The sequence below is a fragment of the Bradyrhizobium centrolobii genome, from assembly GCF_001641635.1.
Taxonomy (GTDB): domain Bacteria; phylum Pseudomonadota; class Alphaproteobacteria; order Rhizobiales; family Xanthobacteraceae; genus Bradyrhizobium; species Bradyrhizobium centrolobii.
Map to the genome: position 1 here is coordinate 329133 of NZ_LUUB01000051.1, position 25465 is coordinate 354597.

Here is a 25465-nt window from a genome sequence, read left to right on the forward strand (position 1 = left end):
GCGCCTAGTCCTCGATCACTGCATCGACGAGTAGAGGTCTCGTATGAAGGTAGCGCGTTGCCCGGCGCTTGGAATTGATGTCCCTGAAAACTTTCTGCACTTGCGTTGCGGCAATACCGACAGCCTCGGCGACGGCATCGGCGGAGATGCCGTGGTTTACCGCGTACATGCAAATGTCGGCCAATCGATAGGGGGCCGCGAAATAGAATTCCTCCTGGCTCTGCGGCATCGAGAAAGTGTCGGAGGTCGGCGGACGTCGCCTGATCTCCTCGTCGATGCCGAGGTACTCGGCTAGTTGGTAGACCTGGCTCTTGTACAGGTGAGCAATTGGCATGATATCCGCATCACCATCGCCCTGCTTCACGAAGAAGCCCTGATCATGCTCCAGTCGGTTTTGCGTACCTATGACAGCGTATTTGAGACGATCCGCGTGATAGTATTCCGTCATCTTGCGGACACGTTGCTTGTAATTGGTCGCCGCGACGATCTGCAGGTAGACGTCGGGCGGAAGGCGCACGGTCGAGGTTGCGCCGTCCGGGTCTTGCACGGTCAAGCGAGTGATGTTGATGCCATCGCGCTCCAGCACCGGACCAAGTACCAGCTTGCATTTCCAGTCGGGGCCGTATTCGGGCACGACGGCTTGAATCGCTTCTGCTTGCCGGCGGTACGCACCCAATGCGTCGAGAGCCGGCGCGATATCCTCGACAACCGTGGTAAGGCGAAGCTGCACCGCGACAGCGCTCCCGAGCCTTAGTGCATCCGCGGACGAGTCGCGCTCCGGCATGAGCAGCCCGAGGACTTTCGTATGTCCAAATGCGCGCGCACAAAGCGCTGCGACTACGGAGCTGTCGATTCCTCCGGAAAGACCGACAATTGCTCCGCGACGGCCAAGCACGCCAAGAACTCGATCCCGCAAGAACGCGACAATGCGGGCGACTTCCGCGGCTGCATCCAGGACCAACGGGTCGTTACTGAACGCTGGTTCGGTTCGGCTGTGAGTTGCTGGCGCGGTCACGGGAACAATCCGCCTCTCGTTCGGGTAATTCGGCTGGCGAGTAGGTTTGCGACAAGGCCATCTCAATGAGAGGACCGTTTATTGCGAGGTGAGGTTGCATGACGAGATCGGTGTGGCTGCCTGCGCTTGGGACGACGTCAACTTGAGCAAATGCGTGGCTCCACCCTAGATCCTGCGGCATCTTCTTCCGCTTGCAACGGAACAGAATGGCAGGAATCGGCAGCATTGACCTCGGCTCCGCCAACCAGCGGAAGTAGGCCTTCGCGCGAAGAACTTCCTGCAGTTCCTGCTTGAGCCGGAAGAGCGTAAGGTTGAATTGCCTCTTCGCATGGCGATCGATCATCCTGGCGAGAACAGCTTCGCGGCCCATTGCGACGGTCACTTTGGCGAGGGCGCGGCAGACCATCCGCGAAGCGGTGATGCGGTTGTTCCGGATCCGATGGACCGTACGAGTCAGCGTCTCCCAGGAAGAGCTGTGCTCGCCCATGAGGCTGGTATCGAGAATTCCGAAGAACTTTACCGATCGCCCCGAGGCTAGCAGCCGCGTCGCGACCTCGAAAGCGACGGCACCGCCGAGAGAATGACCGAGAAGCCGTATGTGACCCCGCGGCTGGACTCGACTGATCTGCTCCACCGCTGCAACGGCCATATCAGAGACGTTGTTCTGTCCCTTCAGTATCATCCCGAGATCCGGATACCTGATCGGGACGACACGAGCGACCTCGCGCAGGGAGGCCGTTAGAGCAGCGAGGCTGGCCCCGTAACCAAGTGACCCGGGGAGCAGGAAAAGGACGGGAAGTCCCGCCTCAGGCGTCTGAGAAAGCGGAGAAGCGGTACCCTGGCTTGTGTCAATCAATGGCTGCAAGTTCATTAGAGTACATCCGAGCAACCGTCAAAAAAGCACAGTATGAGGCCGTGGAGGATCCTCTCATCATTCATTTGGATGAAGCAGTTCGTCGCGGCGCAGAGGCTGTTTGTTTTGCCTCGGATCGTGTCGCTGCCACTGCTTCTGTCCTCCAGATGTAGTTCGGTCTCTATTTTATCCGGTCTTTCGAAAGCGTCCTCGTGAGACGCCGGTGAGCAGGTCGTCCAACGTCCCTTCCGGCTGCCGGTACAAGCGAACCTCGAAGTGACAGCGTTCGAACAAGACCCGCCTTGGCAATACTGGCAATTCGGACGCGAAGCTCGGTGCGTGCTCCCTTGGGCGTATGGGTTAAACAGGCTCCTTGATCGTGGCGCCCGACGTTCGTTGGGCGCCTCGACCATTCAGGAGAAACAGGGACGCGGCAATTCCCAAGGCATAGCCGGTAGCCCCCCCAGCCGCCATCATGTAGATCACCTGCAACGGATCGTGACCAAGGTGGGCGCCGATGAGGAGCGGACCAAATACAAGCAAGGCCCGCGATATATCGACCAGAAGCCGCAGCTCCTGGCGGCGGAAAAGAGTCGGCACTTCCTGGATAGGCGTCGACAAGGCCTGAGCGGCACACATGAACGCGAGGGCGGTCATGATCTGGCCCGTAGGCATCCACGACGGTCCCAGGAGCGGAACGACAAGGTGAGGAGAGACAAATCCAAGGACAAGTACCGGCATGGAGATCAATCCGGCGGCAACAAGCAACAGGCCGTGCGCGGTACCGAGAAGATGCCGATGATCGAAGCCTTTGCTTGCCTCGGCGACGAAGACATTGCTGAGCGGCAAGGCGATCAAGGTGACGGGCCCGGTCACGAGACGCGCGGCAACGCCAAAATGTCCTGCGAATGCGGTGCCGAACAGCGAACCAATGAAGATCGCCGGGAGATTGATGATCGCGAACCCTGCAAGGGCCGAAGGGAGCTCGAACAGCGGAAATTTGTACTCTCGCCGCGCCGTCGCCACGACAGCCCGCCACGGGGCTTGCGTGATGGCGCAGATGTCCTCCCATTTCAGGAGGCGAGTGCCGAGAAATGCGATCAGTACGACCTGGCTCAGGATGTGGGCCCGGATCATTGCATCGCCGCCGAGATGAGCGAGGCCGAAGCTCACTTGTAGCACTGCCATCGACGCCGGCAGGATCAGGCGGCCCATGCCGAAGTCGCGGATATGATTGAAGCGCAGGCACCAGCAATTCATTGCATCGGCAAGACCGACCGCAGCCATTCCGACCGGTACGAGGTAGGCAAGATGTCGCAGCTGCGCTGGCGTTGCTTCCGACAACAGGTATCCTGCACCAAGCACAAGGGAGGCCGTAGCGCAGACTGCGAGCAGCGTGAGCTTCAGCGCGACCAGCGCGCGAGCCTTGTCCTCGACGACGTAGAGAGAGGTCCCAAAGCGAAGCCCGGCTATTGAGCCGAGGATGTTCACTATTGAGAGATAGATCGTGAAGATCCCGAAATCCTCAGGCGAATAAAGCCGAGTGAGGACGGGGATGGTCGCGACGAGCGTGAGCTGACCGGTGATCGCGAGGGCCGAGACGCCTGCCGCAGCGCGAACAAGGTTTCCCGTCCGGGTTGGACCAGAGACCTTTTTCGCGACCATGACAGGCTTCCTTGGCGCAGAATTCATTGCGGAACAGGGCAATATCGCAACGCGCGAGCGACTTGCTTGGTCTCAATCGTAGGATGGAGTGGCGCGCGCGCCATCATTCGTTCGCATGATATCGGCAGCACTCGCTACGCTGTCTGCATGAACAGGGCTGCTCTTCGCGAGATGTTTGCGCCCAAAGCCTGGTCGGTGATTTCACGAAACCCCGGCATCCTTATCCATCGCTCGTGGCCCTGGGAGGCATCGCTCATGCAAGTCGGGCGGATGGAGCGTGGCTGACGGCAGACGATAGGGATGGGGTCTGTGCCAGCTGAAGACCGGTCCGAGTGAGCAAGTCCGGCAGATTGGAGGCATTAACGGCGATCATGTTGTCGTCGTCGGGGCCCGGTACGTGGGGCGAGGCCGGCTCCAGCTTCCCAGCCCTGAGATGGAAGAGTGCGAACCCGTGGCTGATCAGCCGGTCATACAGCTCTGCGCGGGACGTGCCGGCACGCCGCAGGTTGAGCTCGGAATCCTCTATGTAGAGACATCTGCAATTGGCAATGGTCCGCGCGGCGCCCTTGAGCAGATCGACCTCGAACCCCTCGACATCGACCTTGAGAAGATCCACCGGCCGATCTCCGACAACCGAATCAAGGGTGTGTACTGGAACTCGCAATGTTGCGCTGCCTGGCAGCGGAGTAGCGGACGCAAAGTTCATGTCATCGCTGCGAAAGTCCGTAAAGAACAGCTCTCCATGCGTGCTTCCAATCGCCGTGTTGTGGATCTCAATGGTCAAATCATTGAGGCGAACGTTGCCCTGCAGGTATTTGCAAGTGCGCGGATGCGCTTCGATGGCAATGACTCGTCCGGATCTGGTAACGCTCATGGCGGCGGCCAGGCTCAGCTGGCCCACATTCGCACCTACGTCGACGAAGGTTTCCCCAGGCCGCAGGTAGGCTCCGACGAAATCGGCGTCCTCGGAACGAAGAGATCGCCTTCGCCAGAGCCCCGCGGACATGGAGCTGGGATAGAAGCGCATTCTGTATCCGGCCGGAAAGCCAAAGGTAATGAACCGGCACAATCCGGTCACCCACAGTGCGCGCGATAGCAGGAAACGGGCCTTGTCAGGCTCCTCCCGAACGCGATTGAGCATTTGATGGAATCTCTGCAACGGCTTGTCACCGATGTAAGCGACTTTGCTATCCGACAGATCGTAGGCTGAACAGAAGGTCTCGCCATCCTCCGTTTGCATGACATGACTCGATAGAAACGCTAACAGGCCGGTGACCTGGACTCGGATGTGGCCAAATCGGTCCGACCGCTTCGAAACGTCGCGCTCTGCGGCGACCAACGTCATGTAAATGAAGGATGACCATGCCGAGTCGGGCTCCTAGCGTTCGTTTTGCATGGTTCGCTCGGTGTTGAGAACCTTCATCACGCCTATAGAAAAGGAGCCGATGCAACGCGACGGGGTTCGGGCCTTTTCGTCGAGCCAAAACAATGCCGCGTTCACGAGAGCCGGGTGTTCCATTGAAAAGCGCCTGCGGTCCGTTCTTTGCCGGCCGGGTATGCCGGCCCTGGGTACGGTTGCTTCGAAATCCGAGGGAAGAGCGAATGGAACTGTTGCAGATTGACCAGTCAGGCAGCCTCCGAAAGTCGGAATCCCGTCCCTTTATTTCGGTGGCGGTACCAACCTTTCGCCGTCCGGATACGGTGGGCCGTACCGTCGAAAGCGTACTGCAGCAGGAATTCTCCGACTGGGAGCTGGTAATCAGCGATGACGAAGGCCCGGAAGGCGCGAGTTGGCCGATCCTGTCCGAATATGCGCGCACTGACCCGCGCATTCGAATTGTCGAGAACCGCCGAGGCCGAGGTCAGGTGGAGAACACAAACAACGCAATGCTCGCAGGCCGTGGGCACTGGATCAAAGTGCTGCATGACGACGACTGGCTCACGCCGGGATCGCTCGAGACTTTCGCGGAAATGGCGAGGACGTACCCCGCCGCTGCGTTCATGACCTCCACATCCCACCTGGTCCAGGACNNTATAAGATACCGGCGGGGAGGGCAGGTTACGCTGTATTCGAGCCAGCAATGCCTCACTGATCTCTATTTGGTAGGCAAGACACGATTGCTTGGGATTGTCCCGTCGACCCTCCTGGTCAACAGCAGGGTCATCCAAGCCGGTTGTCTGATGCGAAACTACAAGTCGATCAGGTGGGGCGTCGACCAGCTGTTCTTCGTTGACCTGGCCTGTCACGGCGACATGGTGGCGATAGACGACGGTCTGATCTTTTACGACATGACGAGCCACGCGAGCATCACGGCTTCCAAATCGTTCCCGCAAATTGACCAGGAGACCCTGGATCTCAAGCAACTCACCTGGAGCCTTGTCGAGGACAAGCAAGGCCTTCCCGATCCCGAGACGGTGGTGCGTGCATTGCGGGTTGCCCGGCTGCGCGGAAGGTTCCGTCAGCAGCCCTTGGGAGCGACGGTCCGGGACGCGATGCAGATCCTGCGCCCGTCGGTTATAAGGGCAGCCAACCTAGCCATCCGGGCTCGGACAAGTTCACCGGGGGCAACCTCACTGGCTCGGGCCGGTCACTTGTAATAGGAAGCCATCGCCGGCGGCTATCTGGATAGCGCGCTGGTCTGACCGGGCCGATCAAGACGCGTTACAAAGTCGAACACGGGGCCGCCCGCTACGCCCCAATTGCTTGACCATATGACCTGCGATCCATCCGGAGACGGCGAAGCGTGCGTCTCGCTCCAATAATTGTGCGGCACGTTGCGTGTGTACGCAATGCGCCGGAACTCGCCGCTGCCGTCGATGCGCAGGGCAATGACTTCCCGAGCGAACTGCGCAAACGTGGGTAGCTGCGCTATCTCAGCGGGGTCGCCGCCATAGCTCAGAAATACCCAGCCGGGCTGGTGGATCGCGCGTGTCGACGCGTGTGAGGCCTCACCGCGCGGAGCAAGGGCGGTAACGACCCCGTCATCCAGCCGGCGCTTGATCACGTGGTATATGTCAGGATCGGATTTGCTGATTCCGACATAGACCTCGCGTCCGTCGGAATCGACGGTCATGTCGCCATGGCTGGGACGATGATGCTCGGTCCAGCTCTGCACCAGATCGCCCGCGACAGTAAAGATGAATGCTTCATCCTTTCCGTCTACCCACCGGCTGCACCTGACGTAGTTGCCCAACGCAGATATCTCGCACACACCATCTCGCCCAGGCAGTTTCCCGACCTCGATATCCGGAAACTTCTGTCGGCTCACGAGGTCAAACGCGAATGCGACGACGGCGCCGTCCGCCCTGGTGCCTCGCACAGCGATGCGCCGACCATCCCGGGAGGGATTACCCTTGCCTGGTCCGAACTGAAGACCGCGATAGCCCTCGGCTATCAAGACGACCTCTTCGGCGTTGGTTCGCGGCGTCCAGAGCGAGATCTTGCGCCCGATCACGCAGATCATCCGATCAGGGTCCCGCGGGTGCCACTCGCACTCATCCTCGCGCTGCCGACGGAACAGCGGGGCGTAGGTCTGCCCATCGAGAAAGCAAAGTCCGTTGCAGCCGTTGGCGATCAGAAGCAGGCTTTGGTCCGCGTTCCATGCCTGTGCACTCGAATATCGGTGAGTGCAGTAGGCACGTTGACAAGCCAAGCCGGCGCCCAATGGGCCTGGGGTCGTCACCCGGACGATCGTGGCGCCCGTGTCGGGGTCGATGACCGGGACCAGATAGTCGGGTAGGTTCATGTTGCTGGCTGGAGTGAGCTTGGATTTGGCAAGCGTCTCTGCGGCGACAATGCCTGCCAATGCAAGCATGGCAAGCGCGCTGCAAGCCAAGGCAATTCGACTGTAGATGGATAGGGGCATCTTCATCACGTTCCACACCAAGCCAGGCGGCTGACGTCGTCCCACCAGCGAACAGCTGAGGTGATGTTCGCACCTGGCCGGCTGCCGAGCTCTTGCTGGGACCAAGGAGCTTTTTTGCGACAGTGCTTTCTAACTGCTGGCTCCAAACGCGCATCATCTGAATGAAGGAGATGCCTCGTGACACATTAGTGAGTTTGCCGAATGAGTTGTGATCTTGATTGACCAACATTCCAGCACGGCTCGATCGGGCGCGGTGGAGCGGTCAAGTGCAACGCGCCGACCACCACATCAATGACAACGAACGCAAGTCGTTGGATTGATGCCGGTCGCGCGTGCCCCGCACGATCGATCAGAGATCGCAAGTAAATAGAGGCCCCGCGATTCTCAGCACTCGAGGTACTCAGCCAGGCTGATCCAATTCGGAGACGCCAGCTGGTTGATGATTCCGGCCATCATCTCGCGAAAGCTTGAGACCAGTCGGATCGACGGCCAAGGCCAGGGCGTGCCCATTGGCCGCCCGTACCAGCGATCCGTTGTTCATTCCCCAAATCGCGGCCTGTGTCCGGTTCTGGACCCGTATTTTACGCAGGATCGCCTTGACGTGAACCTTCACTGTGGCCTCGGCGATATCGATTTTTCGCGCGATGCACTTGTTGGAATTGCCCTCGATCAGGCAGGACAGGATTGCCTTCTCGCGCGGTGACAGATGAGGCGCTATCCGTTCCTCCGGCGCGAGGAGGATGTCGGGTCGGTCCTCGTTCAAGGCCGCAATCTCATGCTCATGATCGCGATTGCTACCAAGCACGAAGGACAGAAATGCCGGCGGGAAGACCGTCTCGCCCATCGTCACGAGCTCGATGGACTTGATGAAGGCATCGCAGGAATTGACGTTGACGAAATAGCCACTGGCGCCGGCTCGATATGCCGAGACCAGTTCGTCTGGCCGATAGTGGTCCGAGACGATCGCTATGCGGGCGTCAGGATAGCGCTCCTTCACAAATCCGACGTGTTTAAGCGCCACATCGAACTCGTCGCCGTTGTGCACGATCAAAAACAGAAGCTGATGCGCTTGGAGTGTGCTTGGCAGTTCATCTGTGCTTGAGACGGATGTCAGGATATGGAAATTTGCCGCATGCAGTATTCGTGAAATTCCTTCTCTAATCAGAATATTTTTTCCAATAAGAACGGTTTCGCTAGATTGCCGCCTCCTCATTTCACCCTCCGCGACCAACGCAAATGACACTACATGAATGAACAACTCAGTGAAAAAGAACGAGTCTTCCAATTGGCTGCATCGAAGAACGACGAGCGTTCGTTGTCCGGCTGGTCTTGTTTCCTCAATGCCTCAGGAGTCAAAAAGCGACTGGCTCGATCGCAACTCCTTTGGCGAGCAACGGTCAATTGGCAGGATTCCAGGGGTTAATATTTTCTTAACGTTTGCCGAATGTTAGATTCGATTTTTCGATCTCCCTATATACCTTTCGTTATAGGCCGTCCGGGTGATGAGCTCGGCAAAGGGGGGGCTCTTGCCAGTGGTGTATGCACACCGTTGAGCGAGGTGAGCTCGCAATTTTAACCTTACGTTGCCGGCCCTGTTGCTCTTTGTGCGCCAGTTGGCACAATCTATGCGGGAACCTTCCCGCGCCCTCTGCGGGACCCTTGTCGCGTCGCCATTCTCATATTTCGGAAATGGCGATGGGAGCGCTCGTTCGGCTACTCGGCTCATTGCCGATAATGGCCTCTGAGGACCGGATTCATACGGACGCTTCGGTCCGGCGGACTTGGCGTATATTGTAGTGCAAGAGTGCGTTCATTTGCCTCACACGTGTTCTGCTCGCGGAATTGACTTCTTTTGAGTTGTTGGAAAATTGTGGTAGTCCCTCGATATTGGAGCAGCAGGGGCGGACGCTGGGAGTTTCGATAATTGGGGGCGGCAGGTTGAGGAGCGCCCGATGCGTCGTGCGAGGGTAGTGATTGCAGACCGGCATCCGGTGGTTCTGCAAGGTCTCGCGAATTTGCTCGGTGCGGAATCCGATTTCGAGATCGTTGCATCCTGTGGCGATGCAGCCAGCTGCATCGAGGCAATTCGGACTCTAGCGCCCGACATTGCAATCCTCGATCCAGCGATGCCCGAGCTGACTGCGCTGAAGAATGCTCCGCTCGGGAATTCGGAAAATCGGTCGACGCATTTGGTATTCTTCGCTGCTACCGAAGATTGTGATCTCGTCTTGCCAGGCTCCCCTGCGGGTCACAGTGTCCTTCTGAAGGAAGCAACGGGCCAAGTCCTGGTGCAATCCCTGCGACAGATCGCGAGCGGTCATAAGGTTGTTCCGCCGCTGTCCACGGATCAGGCCGCTCCTCGCGAGCACAACACGAACTCGGAAAGCGCGCTGACGGTGCTGACGGAGCGTGAGCGGCAGATCATGCGGCTGGTCGCTCGGGGGTTGTCCAACAAGGAAATCGGGCGCCGGCTCAGCATCGCGGACGGCACCATCAAGGTGCATCTGCACAACATCTTCCAGAAGCTGGAAATCAGCAATCGTACGGCGCTCGCGGCCCTCGCCATCTCGCAGAATGAGGACAAACCGTCGCAGACTGGAGTGAGTCCGGCAGACGGGGAGCCTTGAGATCATCGCGCGCCAGATTGCAGCGCAATACGCGCGTCCGTCGTCGTCACCACGCTCGCTCAACCGTCTTTGACGTATTGGGTGTTCGCCGATGCCGGCAAAGCAGCGTTCGCTTCCGTTTATTGCGCGACCGAGAACTGAAGGACGAACAGTGATCGGCCGCCCAGGTCGGGGCTGTCGCTGACCTGCACCTGCCAGCTTAGATGATCGAAGAATGGCCCCATCAGGTCGCTCTTGAGGATCTCGCCGCTCAGTTCAATCGCAGCCGTCCGTGCGGCGGAAATGTCAGGCAGCTCCAGTCCGACGTCATCGAGCACTGAACCGCCGTCGTGAATGTGAAAGAAATACCGCGGCATTGACGTCTCCGGATAACGCAACATTCCGATGACTGCAGCGAGTCCCTATGGATCACGATCGTGTCATCGCATCACAGTGGGGCGCACAGCAAGCCGCTATTGTAGGGAGGGCCGTCATCATTGTTGGGTACTCCGACGTTGACGTGCACGATCACGAAATGAAATGGACAGTTGCTTCTCAATGACTACGATCGTGTTGCGCCGACGGAGCCCACTTCGGCGCACCATTGCGGCCCCGGCCTTGCCAATCCCATTGCCCCCGCCGGGGCCGCGGTCTTCTTCCGCACAGGTCGCCCTTCGAAGTCGCGAGTGTGATGTTGGCTCAGAGCGGGCTGCGCGGTCTGCTTTGAAGACCACGTGTGAAGCGTAGCCGGATGTCGAAGCGCATATGCGGGACGCCGTCATCTCTTGGCAGTCAAACCTTATAGTGGTTCCGATACCAGGCGACGAAATTGTGGATGCCAGTCTCGATCGGTGTGGACGGTGAAAACCCGGTATCCTGCATCAGGTCGCTTACGTCGGCAAATGTCTCCGGAACATCTCCGGGCTGCATCGGCAGCATCTCTTTCGCAGCCGTTCGTCCCAGCTCCTTCTCAAGCAAGGCGACGACGTGCATCAGCTCTTCCGGGCGATGATTGCCGACATTGTAAATCTTGGCCGGCGCATTCGCGGCATTCCGGTTATCGTCCGGAACACGGTCAATCAACCGGGAGACGACGCGGGTGACGTCGTCGATATAGGTGAAATCGCGACGCATCCTGCCATCGTTGAACAGCTTGATCGGCCGGGCTTTGACGATCGCATCGGCAAACAGGAACATGGCCATGTCGGGCCGGCCCCATGGGCCGTAGATCGTAAAGAATCGCAAGCCGGTAACCGGAAGTCGGTACAGGTGGCTGTAGGAATGGGCCATCAGTTCGTTGGCTTTTTTTGTCGCGGCGTAGAAGCTCATGGGATGGTCGGTCCTGTGCCGCGTCGAGAATGGCAATTGGGTATTGGCGCCGTAAACGGACGACGATGACGCGTAGATCAAATGACGACAGCCGTGACGTCGGCAGCCTTCCAGGACGTTGATGAATCCCTCGAGGTTGGCATCGACATAAGCGTGCGGCTGGTCGATCGAATGCCGAACGCCAGCCTGTGCGGCAAGATGGATTACCGTCGCGAAACGATGTTTTGCGAACAACTCGGCCGTTGCCGACCGGTGAGCGAGATCGATTTGCACAAAGGAGAAGCCCGGCTGGTCGCGCAGGGTTCTGAGGCGAGCGCGCTTCAGCGCGGGGTCGTAGTAGCTGTTGATGCTATCCAAGCCGATGACCCGCCGCCCCTCGTCGAGTAGCTGACGCACAACATGGAAGCCGATGAATCCAGCTGCTCCCGTCACCAGAACATCGCTCGCAATTGATTCCGTGCGCAGTGACACCGGTAGTTCCAATCAAAAATGTGTTGAGACAGAGGAGGTGCGACCAATCACTGTAAACTAGCTTGGCCCAGCCACTACGCCATTGGACAAAAGAGCGCGATGACTGGAGGAACTTCCATGAGCGCGAAACCCTATTGCACGGAAACCGAATGGGTGACTTGGTCGCCGTGCCTCCGGAGAGCTGACAAAGCACGGGTTGGACCTGACGTGCGAGCAGCGGAAATCGTTCGAAGCCACCCTGTGAAGCCGTTTCCACCCGAAGGGCGCACGGGATCTTGTTGGTATGCCGACCTCACTGCTCGCCTAGCTCTCGTCCGCTCTGGGGTTGTAACCAGTTGATCCCTGGAGTGAAGGCTTCCTTCCAAAAGCCCAAACCGAAATCGGCAACTGGGGATCATTCTTCAAGCTGTGGATCGCCGGAATGTAGTAGGCCCATCGTATGTCTGGCTTGAGGTCTGTCATCAGGCACTGACGATTGCCCCAGGAGCCAGTCTGCAATACCGAGAACCCGGCGGTTTCCAGAAGAATCCGGAGCCCGTCCTGAGACCAGCGGAAGCAATCCAGCGGAGTCGGGTGAATCTTCACGAGAAACGGAGTGGTGATCACAAAAGTTCCGCCCGGCCTCAACATCTGAAACACGTGAACCGCAGCTCGATCCGGATGCTTGATGTGCTCGAACACTTGCTCGGCAATCACCAGGTCGAAGCTTTCCGACGCGAGCGGGCCGGCACAAATATCGTATTCGGGATATTCGGCCACATGGTAAGAACGGAAATTGAAATCATCCTCGCGTTTGCCGCTGATTTCGAGCACATCCAATCGAGAGCAATCGAGCGATTGGATGAACTTCTTGACCTCCTGATTCATCACGACCCGGCACCAGATCTCCGTCAGACCCAGCGCCTTGCGAAGACGATATCGGCGGTCGGGCGGAACCAAACCGTTCAGTGCGCTTCTGACCAGGCTTTGCAAGCGGGCGCTCCTTTGCCTGCGGATACAAGCGTTGCCCCGGCGATCGCGAACCCTGTTATTTTCATCTAAAGTGCGCTCCTCGACAGTAAGCCCTATCGCCGAGGTTCCCAGCGCCGGCTCTCTGCGCAGTTGCGTTCGCGAACACAGAGTCTCGCCGTAATATGACAAGTGTCCCTTGAAGGACTTTGTGCCGCGCAGCAACGTATGATGCTCGAACGAACGCCGTCATCATGCATTTGCATGACGGTTTTCAGGGCAACTTCATCCAACTTGACGGCTCGGGGTAGAAATTGATGAGTGTGAGGTCCGGCGTCGTCCAATCGGACGCAAGCCAGCATGGTTGCGGGTGTTTGCGATGAAGCAGGTCTGTGTTGAAGCTCTCGGCACAAGCGTATCCAGCATCGGGTTTGGCTGCGCTTCGCTTGGTGGGCGTATTGGAGCTCGCAAGGGCATTGAAGCGCTCGAGCGCGCGTACGAAGCTGGAATAACCTGGTACGATGTGGCGCCTTCATATGGCGATGGGATGGCTGAGTCGATCTGGGGCCAATTTGCATCCAAGAAACGCGACAGCGTTTACATCTGCACAAAGGTTGGCATGCGCCCGGCCAATACCTCTGCCGCCATGCGATTACTGAAGCCGATCGCGCGAGCCTCCCTTGCGATATTTCCTGGGCTCCAAAAGCAGGTCTCGGGAGTGCGACCAAAACCAATCAAGGTACCGCTGTCAGCGGAGCTGATAAGGACAAGTGTCGAGGAGAGTCTAAGGCGCCTTCGCACGGACTATGTCGATGTGCTTGCTCTACATCGACCTGCGATCGAGGAAATTGTGCGCGAGGATATCGTTCGGGCGGTCGAGCGCGTTGTCCGGGATGGGAAGGCCCGAGCCATTTCGATCGCGGGAAATTGCGAGGCCGCAATAGGAGATCTCGATGAATCACTGCCATATCGGCTGGTGCAGATCGCCAATAACCCACTCGAGCCGAATCTTCAGAAGTCGAAGGAGCATGCTCGCCGAAGAACCTTCGTAACATACGGATCATTTTCTAGCCTGGAACGGCTAGCCACGAAAATTAATGCGCAAAAGGAGATCCTAAGTGGTCTTCACGAGGTGGGGTACCGTGGCAACCTCACTGAAATTGCCGCCGCTTTTCTTGTGGATTACGCGCTCGCAACAAATGCAGCCGGTGTCACGCTGTTCTCGATGTTTCAGAAGGAGCACCTCGACTTCAATCTGCTGCGATCAAAGCAGCATCCGACACTTGATCGGCTGAACGCCATCGTTGCCGCTCTCTCGAAGTGACCAATGGCATAAGTCTGCGCAATTGCGCGTCCTGGTGCGTACCGGGTTGACGTTGCTGCGACGCTGCAAGATGCGGGCAACCCGGTACGCTCCGGTCAGTCGAGCTTGATTGCGGCCTTGTCGATTACGCTCTTCCAGCGCTGCGTTTCCGAGGCGATGTAGGCGGAGAATTCCTGAGGGTCCTTCGCGACCGCGATGGCGCCGAGTTCGGCCATCTTCTGCACCGTCTCCGGCTGCTTCATGAAGCTGCGGATTTCGTCCGCGAGCTTGTCGACAATCGGCCTTGGAGTGCCTGCCGGCACCAGGAAGCCGTGCCAGGCTACGGCCTCGAAGCCCGGAAGGAATTCGCTCATCGCGGGTAGCTGCGGATCGAAGGCGGCGCGCTCCGGCGTTGCGGTCGCCAGCATGACGAGATGTCCTTCCTTCGCCTGCGGCAGCAGCAGCGGCACGTTGTCGAAGGCGAGGTCGATCTGGCCGCTCAATAGATCGGTCAGCATCTGGCTCGATCCCTTGTAGGGCACGTGAACCATCTGCGTTCCCGTCATCTGCTGGAACAGCTCGCCGGCGAGATGCTGCGAGGTGCCCACACCGGCCGAACCGAACGAGACCTTGTTCGGATTGGCCTTGAGATAGGCGATCAATTCCGGCACCGACTTCACCTTGAGCTTGTTCGGGTTGACGACCAAAACGTTGGGCACGACGCTGATCTGCACGACCGGGATCAGGTCCTTGTCGGGCCGGTACGACAGCTTCTCGCCATACAGGGTCGGGTTGATCGACAGTGCCGAGGTGCTGGCAAGACCGATCGTCGCGCCGTCAGGCGCCGCGCGCGCCAGCCGCGTCACGCCGAGAATGCTGCCGGCGCCGCCGACGTTCTCGACCACGAACGTGCCGCCCCAGCTCTTTTGCAGGTGGGATGACACCATCCGCGCGAAGATGTCTGCGGTTCCGCCCGCGGAAAACGGCACGATGACCGACACCGGCTTGCTCGGATAAGTGTCCTGCGCCTGCACCGGCGCGATCGCCGTCATCACGCATAGCGACGCTGCCGCCAGAATAGCCCTGAGCTTCATGATCTCTCCCTTGTTATGATCGCTTGGATAATCGCGCAAGCCGTTCAGAACGCGGCTTCGTACATGGCAAGGATCTCGTCCTTGCCGAGATCGCGCGGATTGTTGTCGAGCAGGCGGCGAATGGCGTGCGCTTCGGTTGCCATCGTTGCAAGGTCCTCGCGCGGCACGCCGAGCGCGGAGAGCCGCATCTCGACGCCGAGATCTGCGCAGTAGCGGTAGGTGGTATCGAATGCTGCGCGCGGATCGTCGGGCGCCTCGAGCCCGAGCGCCTTCAGCACCTCGCGGGTCTTGTCGCGCACCGCAGGCATGTTGAAAGCAAGCGTGTGCGGAAAGATCAGCGCACAGGCGAGGCCATGGGCGATATGGTGGCGCGTCCCGAGCGGATAGGCGACCGCGTGCCCCGCAGTGGTGTTCACCGGACCGAGGCAAAAGCCGCCATAAAGCGAGGCCAGTGACAGGCCCGCGCGCGCCTCGCGATCCGAACCGTCCACCACGGCGCGGCGGAGATAACGGCCGACGAGGCGGATGCCTTCGACGGCATAGAGATCGATGGCGGGATGCGCCTTGCGGCTGGTGAAGGCCTCGACGCAATGCGCAAGTGCGTCGACGCCGGTTGCCGCGGTGACCTGTGGCGGGACGGTCATGGTGAGGTCGGGATCGACCACGGCGAGATCGGCGAGCATGAAGCGGCTTTGCACCGCAAGCTTGTTCTCGGTGGCGGGGTCGGTGACCAGCGCGCGGATGCCGCCCTCGCTGCCGGTGCCCGACGTGGTCGGCACCTGCACCAGAAACACGTCACGCCCCTCGACCTTGTCGGGACCGACGACATCGACAAGCTTCTGCCGGCCGCTGCCAAGCACGGCGACGAGCTTGGCAAGGTCCATGGCGCTGCCGCCGCCGAAGCCGACGACGAGATCGGGGCCGGCCGCCTTCGCGACCGCCAGCGCCTTCTCGAGGTTCGGAATGTCCGGCTCCGGCTTGACCTCACCGAACACGCTGATGTCGCCGGGCAGGCCGAGCAGGTCGACACGCGCGGCGTTGAAGGCGTCGGCGATGACGAGCGGACGCCTGGCGCCCTTCTCACGCGCGAACTGCGCCACGCGCGCGATCGTTCCGGAGCCGAATGCGACGATCTCGGGCTGGATGAGTTCGATGCGGGCAGCGAGGGTGTTCATGCTGTCTTGTTCCGAAGGTGTGATGATGGCTGCGTGCGATCACGCCCGCGGAGCGCCAGCGGCAAGCCGCTCGGCATATTCGATTGCCTCGATGAGGCTGCGCTCATTGGCGATGCCCTTGCCGGCGATGTCGAAGGCGGTGCCATGATCGACGGAGGTGCGGATGATCGGCAGGCCGAGCGTAATGTTGACGCCCGACAATTCCTGCCAGCGGCCAGTCGCGGGATCGACCTCGAAGCCGAGCAGCTTGACCGGGATGTGGCCCTGGTCGTGATACATCGCGATGACCGCGTCATACTGGCCGGCGCGCAGCTTGACGAAAACGGTGTCGCCGGGAATGGGCCCGAGCACATTGAGCCCATCGGCAACGGCTTTCGCGATGGTCGGCTCGGAGACGTCGATGTCCTGCCGGCCGAACAGCCCGCCTTCGCCGGCGTGCGGATTGAGGGCGGCGACGGCGATCTTCGGCTGCTTGAGGCCGAGTCCGCGGAGCGCCTTGTCGGTGAGATCGATAACGTAGCGCAGCCGCTCCGGCGTCAGCCGCTTCGGCACGTCCTGCAACGCGACGTGGGTGGAGACATGGCTGACGCGCATGTTGCCGTGGGCCAGCATCATCACCGAACCCTTCACGCCGGTCAGCTCGGCCAGCATCTCGGTGTGACCCGGATAGTGATAGCCCGCCTTGTTGAGTGCTTCCTTGTTCAGCGGCGCGGTGACGATGCCACCGATGCGGCCGGCCTGCGCAAACCGCACGCCATGCTCGACCGCCTTGAACGCGAAACGGCCGCCGTCCGCCGACAGCACGCCGGGGCGGATCGGCTCGCCCTCGGCGTCGGCCTGGAGGAAGCAGAGATTGGGCCAGTCGGCATCGTCGGCGTGAACCTCGGGAATGTCGATCGCGGTCTGCAGATGCGCAGCTGCATCCTTCAGCGCGCCGCCGCTGCCGATGATGATGAGGCGCAAGTCGCCGGCATCGATGCGCGAGCGAAGGCGCTGGCAGGCCTTGACGATGATTTCCGGACCGATCCCGGCGGGGTCGCCCATGGTGATGGCAAGATGGCGAGCAGCGGTCATGAGGCGTGTCTCTCGATGAGCAGATGATTTTCCTGGAGCAGATGTCGCCAGAGGTCTGGCGCGCCGAAGGCGCCTGATTTCGATATGACCTCGACGCCGTCCCAGCGCCCGCCTTGCAGGAGCGAGCGGGGAAGGCCGGGGACGATGCGCCCGGTGACCTTGAGCGCGTTCGCGCCGAGCGCGAGGCAGGCCGCCTTCAAGGTCTCGCCACCCGCCACGATCAGCGTGCCCGGCGGGTCGAGCGCCGATGTCAGCGAGTTGAGTTCACGCGCAATTCGGTTTGCCGCTTCGCCGCGGGACAGGCCGGCCGCGAGTTCATATCGCACCATTGCCACACCATCATGCGTCAGCTTGCGGCGGACGATGGCGGCATTGTCGGTGTCCTGGTCCTTCAGCGTCACGACGGCGGGACCGCAGGCGTCGAGCTGCGCCGCGGTCGCTGCCTGATCCGAGCCGAACAAGCCCAGCACCGGCGCGCGCAGTGTCTGCGGTGCGATTGCGGAATGGCCGCGGGTGAGGGCGCCGGCGAGACCGCCGCTGCCGCACCAGAGGACCGGGAAGGGTGCCTGTCGGCCGATCCCGACCACACGCTCGAGATCGGCGTTGCTCTCGGCGTCGAAGACATGGATGCCTTCCGTCAGAGGCGCATCGAAGCGTCCGGTGCGCGCCTCAAGGCCTTGTGCGGCGAGCTGCGCGGCAAGCGTGTCGCCGACGGGGGACCAGCGGCCATCCTGCTCCAGCGCGTATTGCTGGCCGCCCCTCGTGCGCCGTCCCTGATAGGCGAAGGCGGGCGCAACGATGCAGGCTTTCCAGCTTCCAGCGCGCAAGGTTGCGGCGAGTTCCGCCGCCCATGCACCGCGCAAGAGGCTGTCGACCTTCTTGTAGGCGATCCCGGCGCCGCCAAGCAGCGGCGCGAGNGCCGTTCCACGATGGCGACGCTGTCGGCGGGGCTGCGTTCGCGGGTTCCGCTATCGATCGCGAGGCATGAGGGTGGGGCGCACGACAGCGCCTCGGCCCAAATCACATCGAACGGCCCGCACAGGCCGACGAACTCGGCGGCCGTGTCCAGCGCGCCGGTGAGATCGTCGGCAAGGAGGCGTAGGGATGTCATCTTGGCGATTCTAATCGTCCGCGAAGATCTTGCCAGGGTTCATGATGTCAGCGGGGTCGAGCAGGGCCTTGATCTGCATCATCAGCTTGATCTCGAGGGGATCAGTCACCCGCGCGAGCCGGCCGCGATTGGTGATGCCAATGCCGTGCTCGGCGCTGATCGCGCCGCCTTGCGCGGCGGTTTCGTCGTCGACGATCTCGTTGATCTCGCGCACCAGCGCCGCCGTCTGCTTGGCATCCCGGCAGCGGGCGTGATCGAGGATCGCAACGATGTGGATGTTGCCGTCGCCGATATGGCCGTGCATGACGACGCGCGCGTGTGGCACCGCTGCCATGATCCTACGCTCGACATTGCTGGCAAATGCGGCCTGCCGTTCCAGCGGAACGGCGCTGTCATGCGACACCACGTAACCGCTCCGCTTGTTGCCCTCGGAGACGCTGTGGCGTACGGCCCAGATCGCCTTGGCCTGCGCTTCGCTCGACGCCACGATCGCATCCTGGACCACGCCGTCTTCGAACGCCTGCGCCAGGACGGCCTCTAGCGGCGCGTGCAGGTCAACGCCTGCGAGCGCGTCGGTGAGCTCGACGATGAGATACCAGGGTGTGTCGAGCGCGAACGGGATCGTGACATGCGGTATGGTCTCGGCGATCACCTCTATCTGGCCGCGCGACATGATCTCGAGGCTGGCGAGCCGGTCGCCGACGGTGCCCCGTAGCCGTTGCATTATCTGCAACGCCTGCTCGACGTCCTGCAACTTCAAAAGCGCCAGCGCCGAGCTGCGCCGCGGCGCGAACAGTTTCAGCACGGCCGCGGTGATGATGCCGAGGGTGCCTTCCGCCCCGATGAAGAGCTGCTTGAGATCGTAGCCGGTATTGTCCTTGCGCAGCGCGCGCAGGCCGTTGAACACCCGGCCATCGGGCAGCACGGCTTCGAGCCCGAGCACCAGCTCGCGGGTCGGGCCATAGCGCAGCACCGCGGTGCCGCCGGCATTGGTCGAGATGTTGCCTCCGATCTGGCAACTGCCTTCCGCGCCGAGGCTCAAGGGAAAGTAGCGGTCGGCCGCGGCCGCCGCGGCCTGAATCTCCGCAAGAATGCAGCCGGCTTCGACCGTAATGGAATTGGCGAGCGGGCTGACGTTGCGGATGCGGCGCATCCGGTCGAGCCTGATCACGACGTTACGCGGGCCGGAATCCGGCGTCGCGGCGCCGCACATGCCGGTATTGCCGCCCTGCGGGACGACGGCGATGTCGCGCTCGGCGCAAAGCTTCACGACGCCGGCGACTTCCTGCGTCGAGCCGGGCTTGACCACGGCGCGGGCCTGGCCGCGATAGCGGCCGCGCCAGTCGACGACATAGGCGTCCTGGTCGTGGCCGGGCGCGATGACGTGACGGTCGCCGACCACCGCTGCGAGATTGTCCAGCAAGCGATCGTCGGTCGCATCCATCAGGCGGTTTCCTTAAGTGCGGGGCCGGCCGTGAGCAGTCTGTCGATATTCTCCTGCGGCAGCGGCAACAGCGGCGGCCGCACCCTGCGCCAACCATTATGGCCGGTTTGATGGGCGAGAAGCACCTTGAGCGATGCGATCTGCGGGAACAGCGATGCGCGTTCGCGCGCCTTGATGATACGGTTTTGCGCTGCCTCGAGGGCCGGATCGCTGCCGTTGAAATGACGGAACACATAGGCGAGATCGCGCGCGACCAGGTTCGAAGTCGCGGTGATGCAGCCTGCGCCGCCCTTCTTGAGCAGCGGCAGCAGCAGCGGATCCGCGCCGGCGAGGACGGCAAGACCCGGGAACTTCTCGATCATCGCCGTCATGTTGGCGAAGTCACCGGAGGAGTCCTTGATGCCGACGAAGACCTCCGGATACTGCGCGCGCAGCCGCGCGATCACCGCGTGCGAGATCGGCTGATGCGACATCTGCGGAATGTGATAGAGCACGACCTTGAGGCGCGGATCGGCGATGCGCTGCACGATCTCGCTGTAGCAGGCATAGACGCCGTCGTCGGAAATGTCCTTGTAGTAGAAGGGCGGCAGCATCACCACGGTTGTGACCCCGAGCGACAAGGCGTGGCGGGTCAGTTCGATGGTCTCGGTCAGCGCCGTGACGCCGGTCCCGGGCAGCAGCTGCGAGGGCGCGACCCCGGCCTTGATGGCGCTTTCGAGCAGCGCCCTCCGTTCCGCGCCCGAGAATGAATTGGCCTCTCCGGTGGTGCCGAGCAGCGCGATGCCGTCGCACCCTTCGTCGAGCAGATGGCGGCAATGACCGGCGAAAGCGCCGAGGTCCGGGGTCAGATCCGCATTGAGCGGCGTCAGCGCCGCACAGAACACGCCTTTGGGATGAAGGTCCACGGGCTCCTCCGATGAGCCATTCCGCCCAATTTGATCGGAATGCGAACATTTGTTGCTGATTTCTTGGTTTGTAGGGCGATCGCCGGCTTGCGTCAAGCGAGGGGGAATTCCGTTTCGCAGGAATCGTCGCGTCTGCTACCAATGCCGGCCGCGGCGGCAATGCGGGATCTGCCTCGCGCCTAGCCCCAGAGCTCCGCCCGAACAACGTGAGTTTGCAGAATTGGCCAAGACCGCGGCTCCGGCCGACAATCCCAAGAACTTCGTCAATTCGGTGGGCAAGGCTTTTGCGGTCCTCAAGAGCTTCACGCCCGAGGAGTTTGAGCTGACCATCACCGAGATTGCATCGCGCGCCGGTATGGACCGCGGCACCACGTTCCGCCTGGTGCAGACACTGGTCAAGCTCGGCTACCTCCATGCGATCGAAGAGACGCGCCGCTACCGCCTGAGCCTGGCCTGCCTTGATCTCGGCTACACGGCGCTCTCCGCCGGCAATCTGCGGGGGCAGGCGGAGCCGCTGCTGCGCGAGCTGGTGCCTACCTTCGGCGATGCCGCTTCGCTCGGTGTGCTTGATGGCAGCGACGTCGTCTATCTCGCGCGAGTGACCGCCGGGCTCGACCGGCACAAGATCGATCGCCGGCCCGGCAGCCGGATCAAGGCCTACGCTTCGGCATTGGGGCACGTGATGCTGGCCGGCCTGCCGAAGGAGGAGCAGATCAGGCGTCTCGAGGCCAGCGAACGGATCAAGCTGTCGGAGCGTACCTTGACGGGGTTGAAGCCGCTGCTCGCGCGGCTGGAGCAGGTCCGCAAGCAGGGCTTCGCGGTATCGGATGGCGAGAATGCCTATGGTTTGCGGACCATCGCAGCGCCGGTCTTCGACAAGGGCAGGTCGGTGGTCGCGGGCATCAGTCTGACCGTCGATGCCAATCGCATGGACATCAAGTCCTTCGAGAAGACCGGTCTTCCCGAAGTGCTGAAGATCGCGCGCGTGCTGAGCGAGACGGCCCTGAAGAGCGGTTAGCGCGAACCTTCGCTTAAACAGCGAGCGGCATCCTCGGCCTCACCGCCGAGCCGCAACACTTTGCATGCAAATGGACGCGTTTGCGCGCAGCCTATGATCGAGCGCGTTCTTCACCCCGCACGGGGCGAGCCGTTCGTCGACGGCCGGAACGGACCTGGCGCTCGGGCGCAGGCTCGGCCGGTCGACCTTGTGGACCAGGTTGATAGCCAAGCCGGATCGATAACTGCTCGGCATGGGTCATCACGGTCCGTGCCAGCTCCGGCACCCGCTCGGGCGTCACCCGCCGGCTTGGTCCACTCGCACTGATCGCAGCGAAGACTCGGCCCGCGCTGTTGCGGATCGGCGCGCCGACGCAGCGCAGCTCTGGTTCGTGCTCGCAATCATCGACGGAATATCCGCGAGACCTGATTGCGGCGAGCTCGGCCTTCAGGCGCTTTGGGTCGACGATCGTATTGGGTGTGAAGCGGGCGAGGCCGGCGCGGATGACGCGGTCGATCACCGCCTCGCTCTGGAAGGCGAGCGCTGCCTTGCCCACGCCAGTCGAGTGGCAGGGCGAGGCCTCCATCGTGATGACGGTGTTGTGGGGGCGGGCGACCTGGTTGAAGCGATTGACGAAGACCATCTGCGCGCCGTCGAAGATGCAGAGATGCACGTCCTCACCGCTGAGCTTGGCAAGCGTGTCGACGAAGGGCGGGGCCTCCCGATAGAGCGGCAGATTGGTCAGCGCGTTGCCGCCGAGCTCGAACAGCTTCAGGCCAAGACGGTAGCGGTCCCGGCTGGCGTCCTGCTCCAGAAAGCCGACGCTGCGCAGGCTGTCGACGATGCGATGGACCGTGGTGCGGGGCAGGCTGGTGCGCCGCGCGATCTCAACGACGCTCAGCTCGGGGTCGGCCGAGGAGAAAGCCTCGAGGACCTCGAGCATCTTGAAGAGTGACTTCACGCTCTGTCGACTGCCGTCGGCGCTCGTCATGTCGGAACCTTCCGGGTGACGCGTCCGCGCGAGGCGCGGGACGCGATCCAGACCCGACTTAGACGGAATCGGGCGCGGCGGCAATGCGGCCGCGCCCATCGTCGGATGCTCACTCGGCCGCGACCAGCCTCTCGCCGCCTTCGACCTCGAGNAGAGGCTCGAGTGCCGCCGCGATGGCCTCCTTCTGCCGGCTGGTCGGCGCCGGCATCGGTTGCCGCGGCAGGCCGCTCGGCGATCCCTGGAGGGTCAGGGCGTGCTTCACGCAGGCCGGGAGGTTGTCGCCGACGATCGTGTTCCAGAACCGCAACAGGCGCTTGTGGATCTCGAGCGCGGTCGCGTGGTCGCCGCGCTGGACGGCATTCCAGAGCGCGACGCAGGCACCGGGCACCGCAGCCGGATTGGCGGCGATCGTCCCATGCGCGCCGAGCGCGAAGGACGGATAGAGCAGCGCGTCGACTGCGGTCAGCACCACCTTGCCTGCCGGCACGTCGAGCAGGAGATCGGCCATCAGCTTGAGGTCGCCGGCGCTCTGCTTGACGCCGATCACGCCCGGCAGCTCGTTCATGATGCGCAGGAGCAGCGCCGGGCTCAGATAGTTCCAGGGCACGACGTTGTAGATGATGACCGGCTGCTTGACCGACTCGGAGAGCGTCCTGAAGTGGCCGACCGTCGCATCCTCGTCCGGCTTGAAGAGATAGTGCACCGGCGTGATCTGGAGCGCGGCGACGTCGACCGACTCGATGGCGCGGGCGCGGGCGATCGCCTCGCGAGTCGAATTGGCGATGATGCCGGCGACGAGCGGAATCTTGCCGTTCAGCTCCTCCGCGCAGGCTTCGATCAGACGACGGAATTCGTCGGCCGTCAGCGTGTGGCCCTCACCGGTGCTGCCGCCGACGCAGACGCCATGAACGCCCTTGTCGATCAGAAACTTCACCTGGCGACGGAAGGCCTTCTCGTCGATGTCGCCGTTCTGATCGAACGGGGTCGTGAGGGGCGGAATGATCCCGGTGATCTTTGCTGGCACGTTATCCTCCTTTGATTGTCCGTAATGTGAACATTGGATACGACAAATGCGCGAGCGACGTCAAGCGCGATCGACGAAACGCGCTACCAAGTCCTATGGATTCAGTAGCCGAGACGATGGATGGCTCGAAGAATCTTCTTGACAGATGGGATGATGCGCTGATCTTGTTGTCCGCAATACGGACAAAAGTCCGAGGCAGGGGTCTCGCCCTGCCCAAGCGGAGGACGGCGTCATGAGTGGAATGGTTGGGTCTATCGGGGCCGGTGGAGCGGCGGACCGGGCGGCCGCTTCGATCGAGGGGCAGGCGAAGGGCCGGGACAGGATTCAGGAGTCGAGCGACATCCGAAAGGTTGCGGTGGCGAGTGCCATCGGCAACATGATCGAGTATTACGACTTCACGCTCTACGCGACCGCGACCGCGCTCGTGTTCAACAAGATCTTCTTTCCGAGCACTGATCCTCTGGTCGGATCGCTGCTTGCCTTCGCGACCTTCTTCGTGGGCTATTGCGCGCGGCCGCTCGGTGGCGTTCTGTTCGGTCACTTCGGAGATCGGGTCGGCCGCAAGACAGCGTTGCTCCTCACCATCCTGATCATGGGCCTCGGCACCTTCCTCATCGGGCTGATGCCGACCTACGAGCAGGTCGGCGTGCTCGCGCCGATCTGCCTTATCGGGCTGCGGCTGTTGCAGGGAATTGGAATCGGCGGCGAGTATGGCGGCGGCATGGTGATGACGGTCGAGCATGCGCCCGCCGACCGCCGCGGCTTCTTCAGCTCGCTCGTCCATATTGGCGTGCCCGGCGGATTCCTGATCCCGATTGCTCTCTTGGGCATCCTGTCCACCTCAATGAGCGAGCCGGACTTCCTCGCCTGGGGCTGGCGGATTCCGTTCCTGTTTTCGATCGTTCTCGTTGGCATCGGTGTCTTCATCCGCTTCAGGATATCGGAGACGCCGGCCTTCAAGCGCGTGCTCAACGAGGAGGGGGCTGCCAGCGTGCCGGTGGTCGAGGCGGTCCGCAATCATGCGGGTAACATCCTCTTCGGCATTGGTGCCAAGGTCGCCGAGAGCGGTTTGTTCAATATCTATGCCGTGTTCGCGATCACCTATTGCAAGACCAAGCTCGGGCTGCCCAGCCAGACCATCCTGAACGGCGTGCTCGTCGGCTGCGCGCTCGAGTGTCTGACGTTGCCGCTGTTCGGTGCTCTGTCGGACCGCATCGGGCGTCGTGCGGTCTATCTCGGCGGCATGCTCTTCCAGGTCGCGCTCGCGCTCGTGTTCTTCCAGATGCTGAACACCGGTCACACCGGGATGATCTGGCTTGCGATCGCCCTCGGCCTCGCGCTGGGCCACGGCTCGGTCTATGGCGCGCAAGGCGCCTACTTCTCCGAGCTCTTCCCGGCGCGCATCCGCTACAGCGGCCTCTCGCTGGTGCAACAGCTCGGCCCGATCCTCGGCGGCGGCCTCTCGCCGCTGATCGCGACCGCGCTGCTCGCCGAGTACGGCTCAGCCTCCTGGGTCGCTGGCTACATGGTTGCCATGGCGCTCCTCTCGACCGCCTGCGTCTTCGGTCTCCGTCCGCTCGGCTCCGACGACTGA

Annotated in this window: 21 protein-coding genes and 2 pseudogenes; 6 read left to right on the forward strand and 17 right to left on the reverse strand. The window is 61.7% G+C overall.

Going from position 1 to position 25465, the window contains the following annotated elements:
• Positions 1-4: 4 nt before the first annotated feature.
• From nadE to AYJ54_RS15020, 4 genes are all read right to left on the reverse strand, one after another.
• Positions 5-1015, reverse strand: a complete 1011-nt coding sequence (gene nadE, locus AYJ54_RS15005; protein ID WP_063699659.1) for an NAD(+) synthase — start codon at positions 1013-1015, stop codon at positions 5-7.
• Positions 969-1886, reverse strand: a complete 918-nt coding sequence (locus tag AYJ54_RS15010; protein WP_063699660.1) for a thioesterase domain-containing protein — start codon at positions 1884-1886, stop codon at positions 969-971. Before AYJ54_RS15010 ends, nadE begins: the two co-directional genes overlap by 47 nt.
• 342 nt (positions 1887-2228) lie before the next feature.
• Positions 2229-3560 carry a lipopolysaccharide biosynthesis protein gene (locus tag AYJ54_RS15015; protein WP_347337216.1) on the reverse strand — a complete coding sequence of 444 codons (1332 nt, stop codon included), beginning with the start codon at positions 3558-3560 and terminating at the stop codon, positions 2229-2231.
• Positions 3561-3786: 226 nt separating this feature from the next.
• Positions 3787-4773: an FkbM family methyltransferase gene (locus AYJ54_RS15020; protein WP_245329013.1), complete on the reverse strand. Its 987-nt coding sequence runs from the start codon at positions 4771-4773 to the stop codon at positions 3787-3789.
• 362 nt (positions 4774-5135) lie between these two features.
• On the opposite strand from AYJ54_RS15020, the gene AYJ54_RS52320 reads away from it, so the two are divergent.
• Positions 5136-5564, forward strand: a 429-nt coding sequence (locus tag AYJ54_RS52320; RefSeq protein WP_245329014.1) for a glycosyltransferase family 2 protein, incomplete at its 3' end; no start/stop codon positions are given.
• 2 nt (positions 5565-5566) lie between these two features.
• A pseudogene (locus AYJ54_RS53485) lies at positions 5567-6131 on the forward strand (glycosyltransferase family 2 protein); the annotation flags it as partial.
• Between the two features lie 20 nt (positions 6132-6151).
• On the opposite strand, the gene AYJ54_RS15030 reads toward AYJ54_RS53485, so the two are convergent.
• Together AYJ54_RS15030 and AYJ54_RS15035 are read right to left on the reverse strand one after the other, a co-directional pair.
• On the reverse strand, positions 6152-7399 hold the full coding sequence (locus AYJ54_RS15030; RefSeq protein ID WP_063699740.1) for a hypothetical protein: 1248 nt from the start codon (positions 7397-7399) through the stop codon (positions 6152-6154).
• Positions 7400-7799: 400 nt separating this feature from the next.
• Complete coding sequence (locus tag AYJ54_RS15035; protein ID WP_082905647.1) at positions 7800-8612, reverse strand: LuxR C-terminal-related transcriptional regulator; 813 nt, start codon at positions 8610-8612, stop codon at positions 7800-7802.
• A gap of 739 nt (positions 8613-9351) precedes the next feature.
• On the opposite strand from AYJ54_RS15035, the gene AYJ54_RS15040 reads away from it, so the two are divergent.
• On the forward strand, positions 9352-10026 hold the full coding sequence (locus AYJ54_RS15040; RefSeq protein WP_063699664.1) for a LuxR C-terminal-related transcriptional regulator: 675 nt from the start codon (positions 9352-9354) through the stop codon (positions 10024-10026).
• 119 nt (positions 10027-10145) lie between these two features.
• Here AYJ54_RS15040 and AYJ54_RS15045 read toward each other — a convergent pair whose 3' ends face one another.
• The 3 genes from AYJ54_RS15045 to AYJ54_RS15055 form a co-directional block, all read right to left on the reverse strand.
• Complete coding sequence (locus AYJ54_RS15045; RefSeq protein ID WP_063699665.1) at positions 10146-10382, reverse strand: DUF6894 family protein; 237 nt, start codon at positions 10380-10382, stop codon at positions 10146-10148.
• Between the two features lie 415 nt (positions 10383-10797).
• Positions 10798-11784: an SDR family NAD(P)-dependent oxidoreductase gene (locus AYJ54_RS15050; protein ID WP_063699741.1), complete on the reverse strand. Its 987-nt coding sequence runs from the start codon at positions 11782-11784 to the stop codon at positions 10798-10800.
• Positions 11785-12108: 324 nt separating this feature from the next.
• The gene (locus AYJ54_RS15055) at positions 12109-12777 is read right to left on the reverse strand and encodes a class I SAM-dependent methyltransferase (protein WP_063699742.1); all 669 of its coding nucleotides are present in this window, start codon (positions 12775-12777) and stop codon (positions 12109-12111) included.
• A 355-nt stretch (positions 12778-13132) separates the two neighbouring features.
• On the opposite strand from AYJ54_RS15055, the gene AYJ54_RS15060 reads away from it, so the two are divergent.
• Positions 13133-14077, forward strand: coding sequence for an aldo/keto reductase (locus AYJ54_RS15060; RefSeq protein ID WP_063699666.1), 945 nt, complete (start codon positions 13133-13135; stop codon positions 14075-14077).
• 95 nt (positions 14078-14172) lie between these two features.
• On the opposite strand, the gene AYJ54_RS15065 is transcribed toward AYJ54_RS15060, so the two are convergent.
• From AYJ54_RS15065 to AYJ54_RS15090, 6 genes are all read right to left on the reverse strand, one after another.
• Positions 14173-15150, reverse strand: a complete 978-nt coding sequence (locus AYJ54_RS15065; protein ID WP_063699743.1) for a Bug family tripartite tricarboxylate transporter substrate binding protein — start codon at positions 15148-15150, stop codon at positions 14173-14175.
• Between the two features lie 44 nt (positions 15151-15194).
• Positions 15195-16325: an iron-containing alcohol dehydrogenase gene (locus AYJ54_RS15070; RefSeq protein WP_063699667.1), complete on the reverse strand. Its 1131-nt coding sequence runs from the start codon at positions 16323-16325 to the stop codon at positions 15195-15197.
• Positions 16326-16364: 39 nt separating this feature from the next.
• Positions 16365-17399, reverse strand: coding sequence for a 4-hydroxythreonine-4-phosphate dehydrogenase PdxA (gene pdxA / locus AYJ54_RS15075; RefSeq protein WP_063699668.1), 1035 nt, complete (start codon positions 17397-17399; stop codon positions 16365-16367).
• On the reverse strand, positions 17396-18316 hold a 921-nt coding region (locus tag AYJ54_RS15080; RefSeq protein WP_245329015.1), incomplete at its 5' end, for a nucleotide-binding domain containing protein. The genes AYJ54_RS15080 and pdxA, both read right to left, overlap by 4 nt.
• 204 nt (positions 18317-18520) lie before the next feature.
• Positions 18521-19954: an FAD-binding oxidoreductase gene (locus AYJ54_RS15085; protein WP_136623698.1), complete on the reverse strand. Its 1434-nt coding sequence runs from the start codon at positions 19952-19954 to the stop codon at positions 18521-18523.
• Positions 19954-20859 carry a dihydrodipicolinate synthase family protein gene (locus AYJ54_RS15090; RefSeq protein WP_063699670.1) on the reverse strand — a complete coding sequence of 302 codons (906 nt, stop codon included), beginning with the start codon at positions 20857-20859 and terminating at the stop codon, positions 19954-19956. The genes AYJ54_RS15085 and AYJ54_RS15090 overlap by 1 nt, the downstream gene beginning before the upstream one ends.
• A gap of 220 nt (positions 20860-21079) precedes the next feature.
• On the opposite strand from AYJ54_RS15090, the gene AYJ54_RS15095 reads away from it, so the two are divergent.
• A complete protein-coding gene (locus tag AYJ54_RS15095) occupies positions 21080-21877 on the forward strand; it encodes an IclR family transcriptional regulator (RefSeq protein WP_063699671.1) in 798 nt (265 codons plus the stop codon).
• Between the two features lie 91 nt (positions 21878-21968).
• On the opposite strand, the gene AYJ54_RS15100 is transcribed toward AYJ54_RS15095, so the two are convergent.
• Complete coding sequence (locus tag AYJ54_RS15100) at positions 21969-22847, reverse strand: IclR family transcriptional regulator (RefSeq protein ID WP_082905661.1); 879 nt, start codon at positions 22845-22847, stop codon at positions 21969-21971.
• 152 nt (positions 22848-22999) lie between these two features.
• Positions 23000-23871, reverse strand: a pseudogene (locus AYJ54_RS15105) (dihydrodipicolinate synthase family protein); the annotation flags it as partial.
• Between the two features lie 232 nt (positions 23872-24103).
• Here AYJ54_RS15105 and AYJ54_RS15110 point away from each other — a divergent pair.
• Entirely contained in the window at positions 24104-25465 is a 1362-nt protein-coding gene (locus AYJ54_RS15110) for an MFS transporter (RefSeq protein WP_245329016.1), read from the forward strand.

Bases quoted from the DNA above. Each gene is read 5' to 3' on its own strand.
- AYJ54_RS15010 (WP_063699660.1), bottom strand. From the start codon at position 1,886: ATGAACTTGCAGCCATTGATTGACACAAGCCAGGGTACCGCTTCTCCG.
- AYJ54_RS15015 (WP_347337216.1), bottom strand. From the start codon at position 3,560: ATGAATTCTGCGCCAAGGAAGCCTGTCATGGTCGCGAAAAAGGTCTCT.
- AYJ54_RS15020 (WP_245329013.1), bottom strand. From the start codon at position 4,773: ATGCAAACGGAGGATGGCGAGACCTTCTGTTCAGCCTACGATCTGTCG.
- AYJ54_RS15030 (WP_063699740.1), bottom strand. From the start codon at position 7,399: ATGCCCCTATCCATCTACAGTCGAATTGCCTTGGCTTGCAGCGCGCTT.
- AYJ54_RS15035 (WP_082905647.1), bottom strand. From the start codon at position 8,612: ATGAGGAGGCGGCAATCTAGCGAAACCGTTCTTATTGGAAAAAATATT.
- AYJ54_RS15040 (WP_063699664.1), top strand. From the start codon at position 9,352: ATGCGTCGTGCGAGGGTAGTGATTGCAGACCGGCATCCGGTGGTTCTG.
- AYJ54_RS15045 (WP_063699665.1), bottom strand. From the start codon at position 10,382: ATGCCGCGGTATTTCTTTCACATTCACGACGGCGGTTCAGTGCTCGAT.
- AYJ54_RS15060 (WP_063699666.1), top strand. From the start codon at position 13,133: ATGAAGCAGGTCTGTGTTGAAGCTCTCGGCACAAGCGTATCCAGCATC.
- AYJ54_RS15065 (WP_063699743.1), bottom strand. From the start codon at position 15,150: ATGAAGCTCAGGGCTATTCTGGCGGCAGCGTCGCTATGCGTGATGACG.
- AYJ54_RS15070 (WP_063699667.1), bottom strand. From the start codon at position 16,325: ATGAACACCCTCGCTGCCCGCATCGAACTCATCCAGCCCGAGATCGTC.
- pdxA (WP_063699668.1), bottom strand. From the start codon at position 17,399: ATGACCGCTGCTCGCCATCTTGCCATCACCATGGGCGACCCCGCCGGG.
- AYJ54_RS15085 (WP_136623698.1), bottom strand. From the start codon at position 19,954: ATGGATGCGACCGACGATCGCTTGCTGGACAATCTCGCAGCGGTGGTC.
- AYJ54_RS15100 (WP_082905661.1), bottom strand. From the start codon at position 22,847: ATGACGAGCGCCGACGGCAGTCGACAGAGCGTGAAGTCACTCTTCAAG.
- AYJ54_RS15110 (WP_245329016.1), top strand. From the start codon at position 24,104: ATGAGTGGAATGGTTGGGTCTATCGGGGCCGGTGGAGCGGCGGACCGG.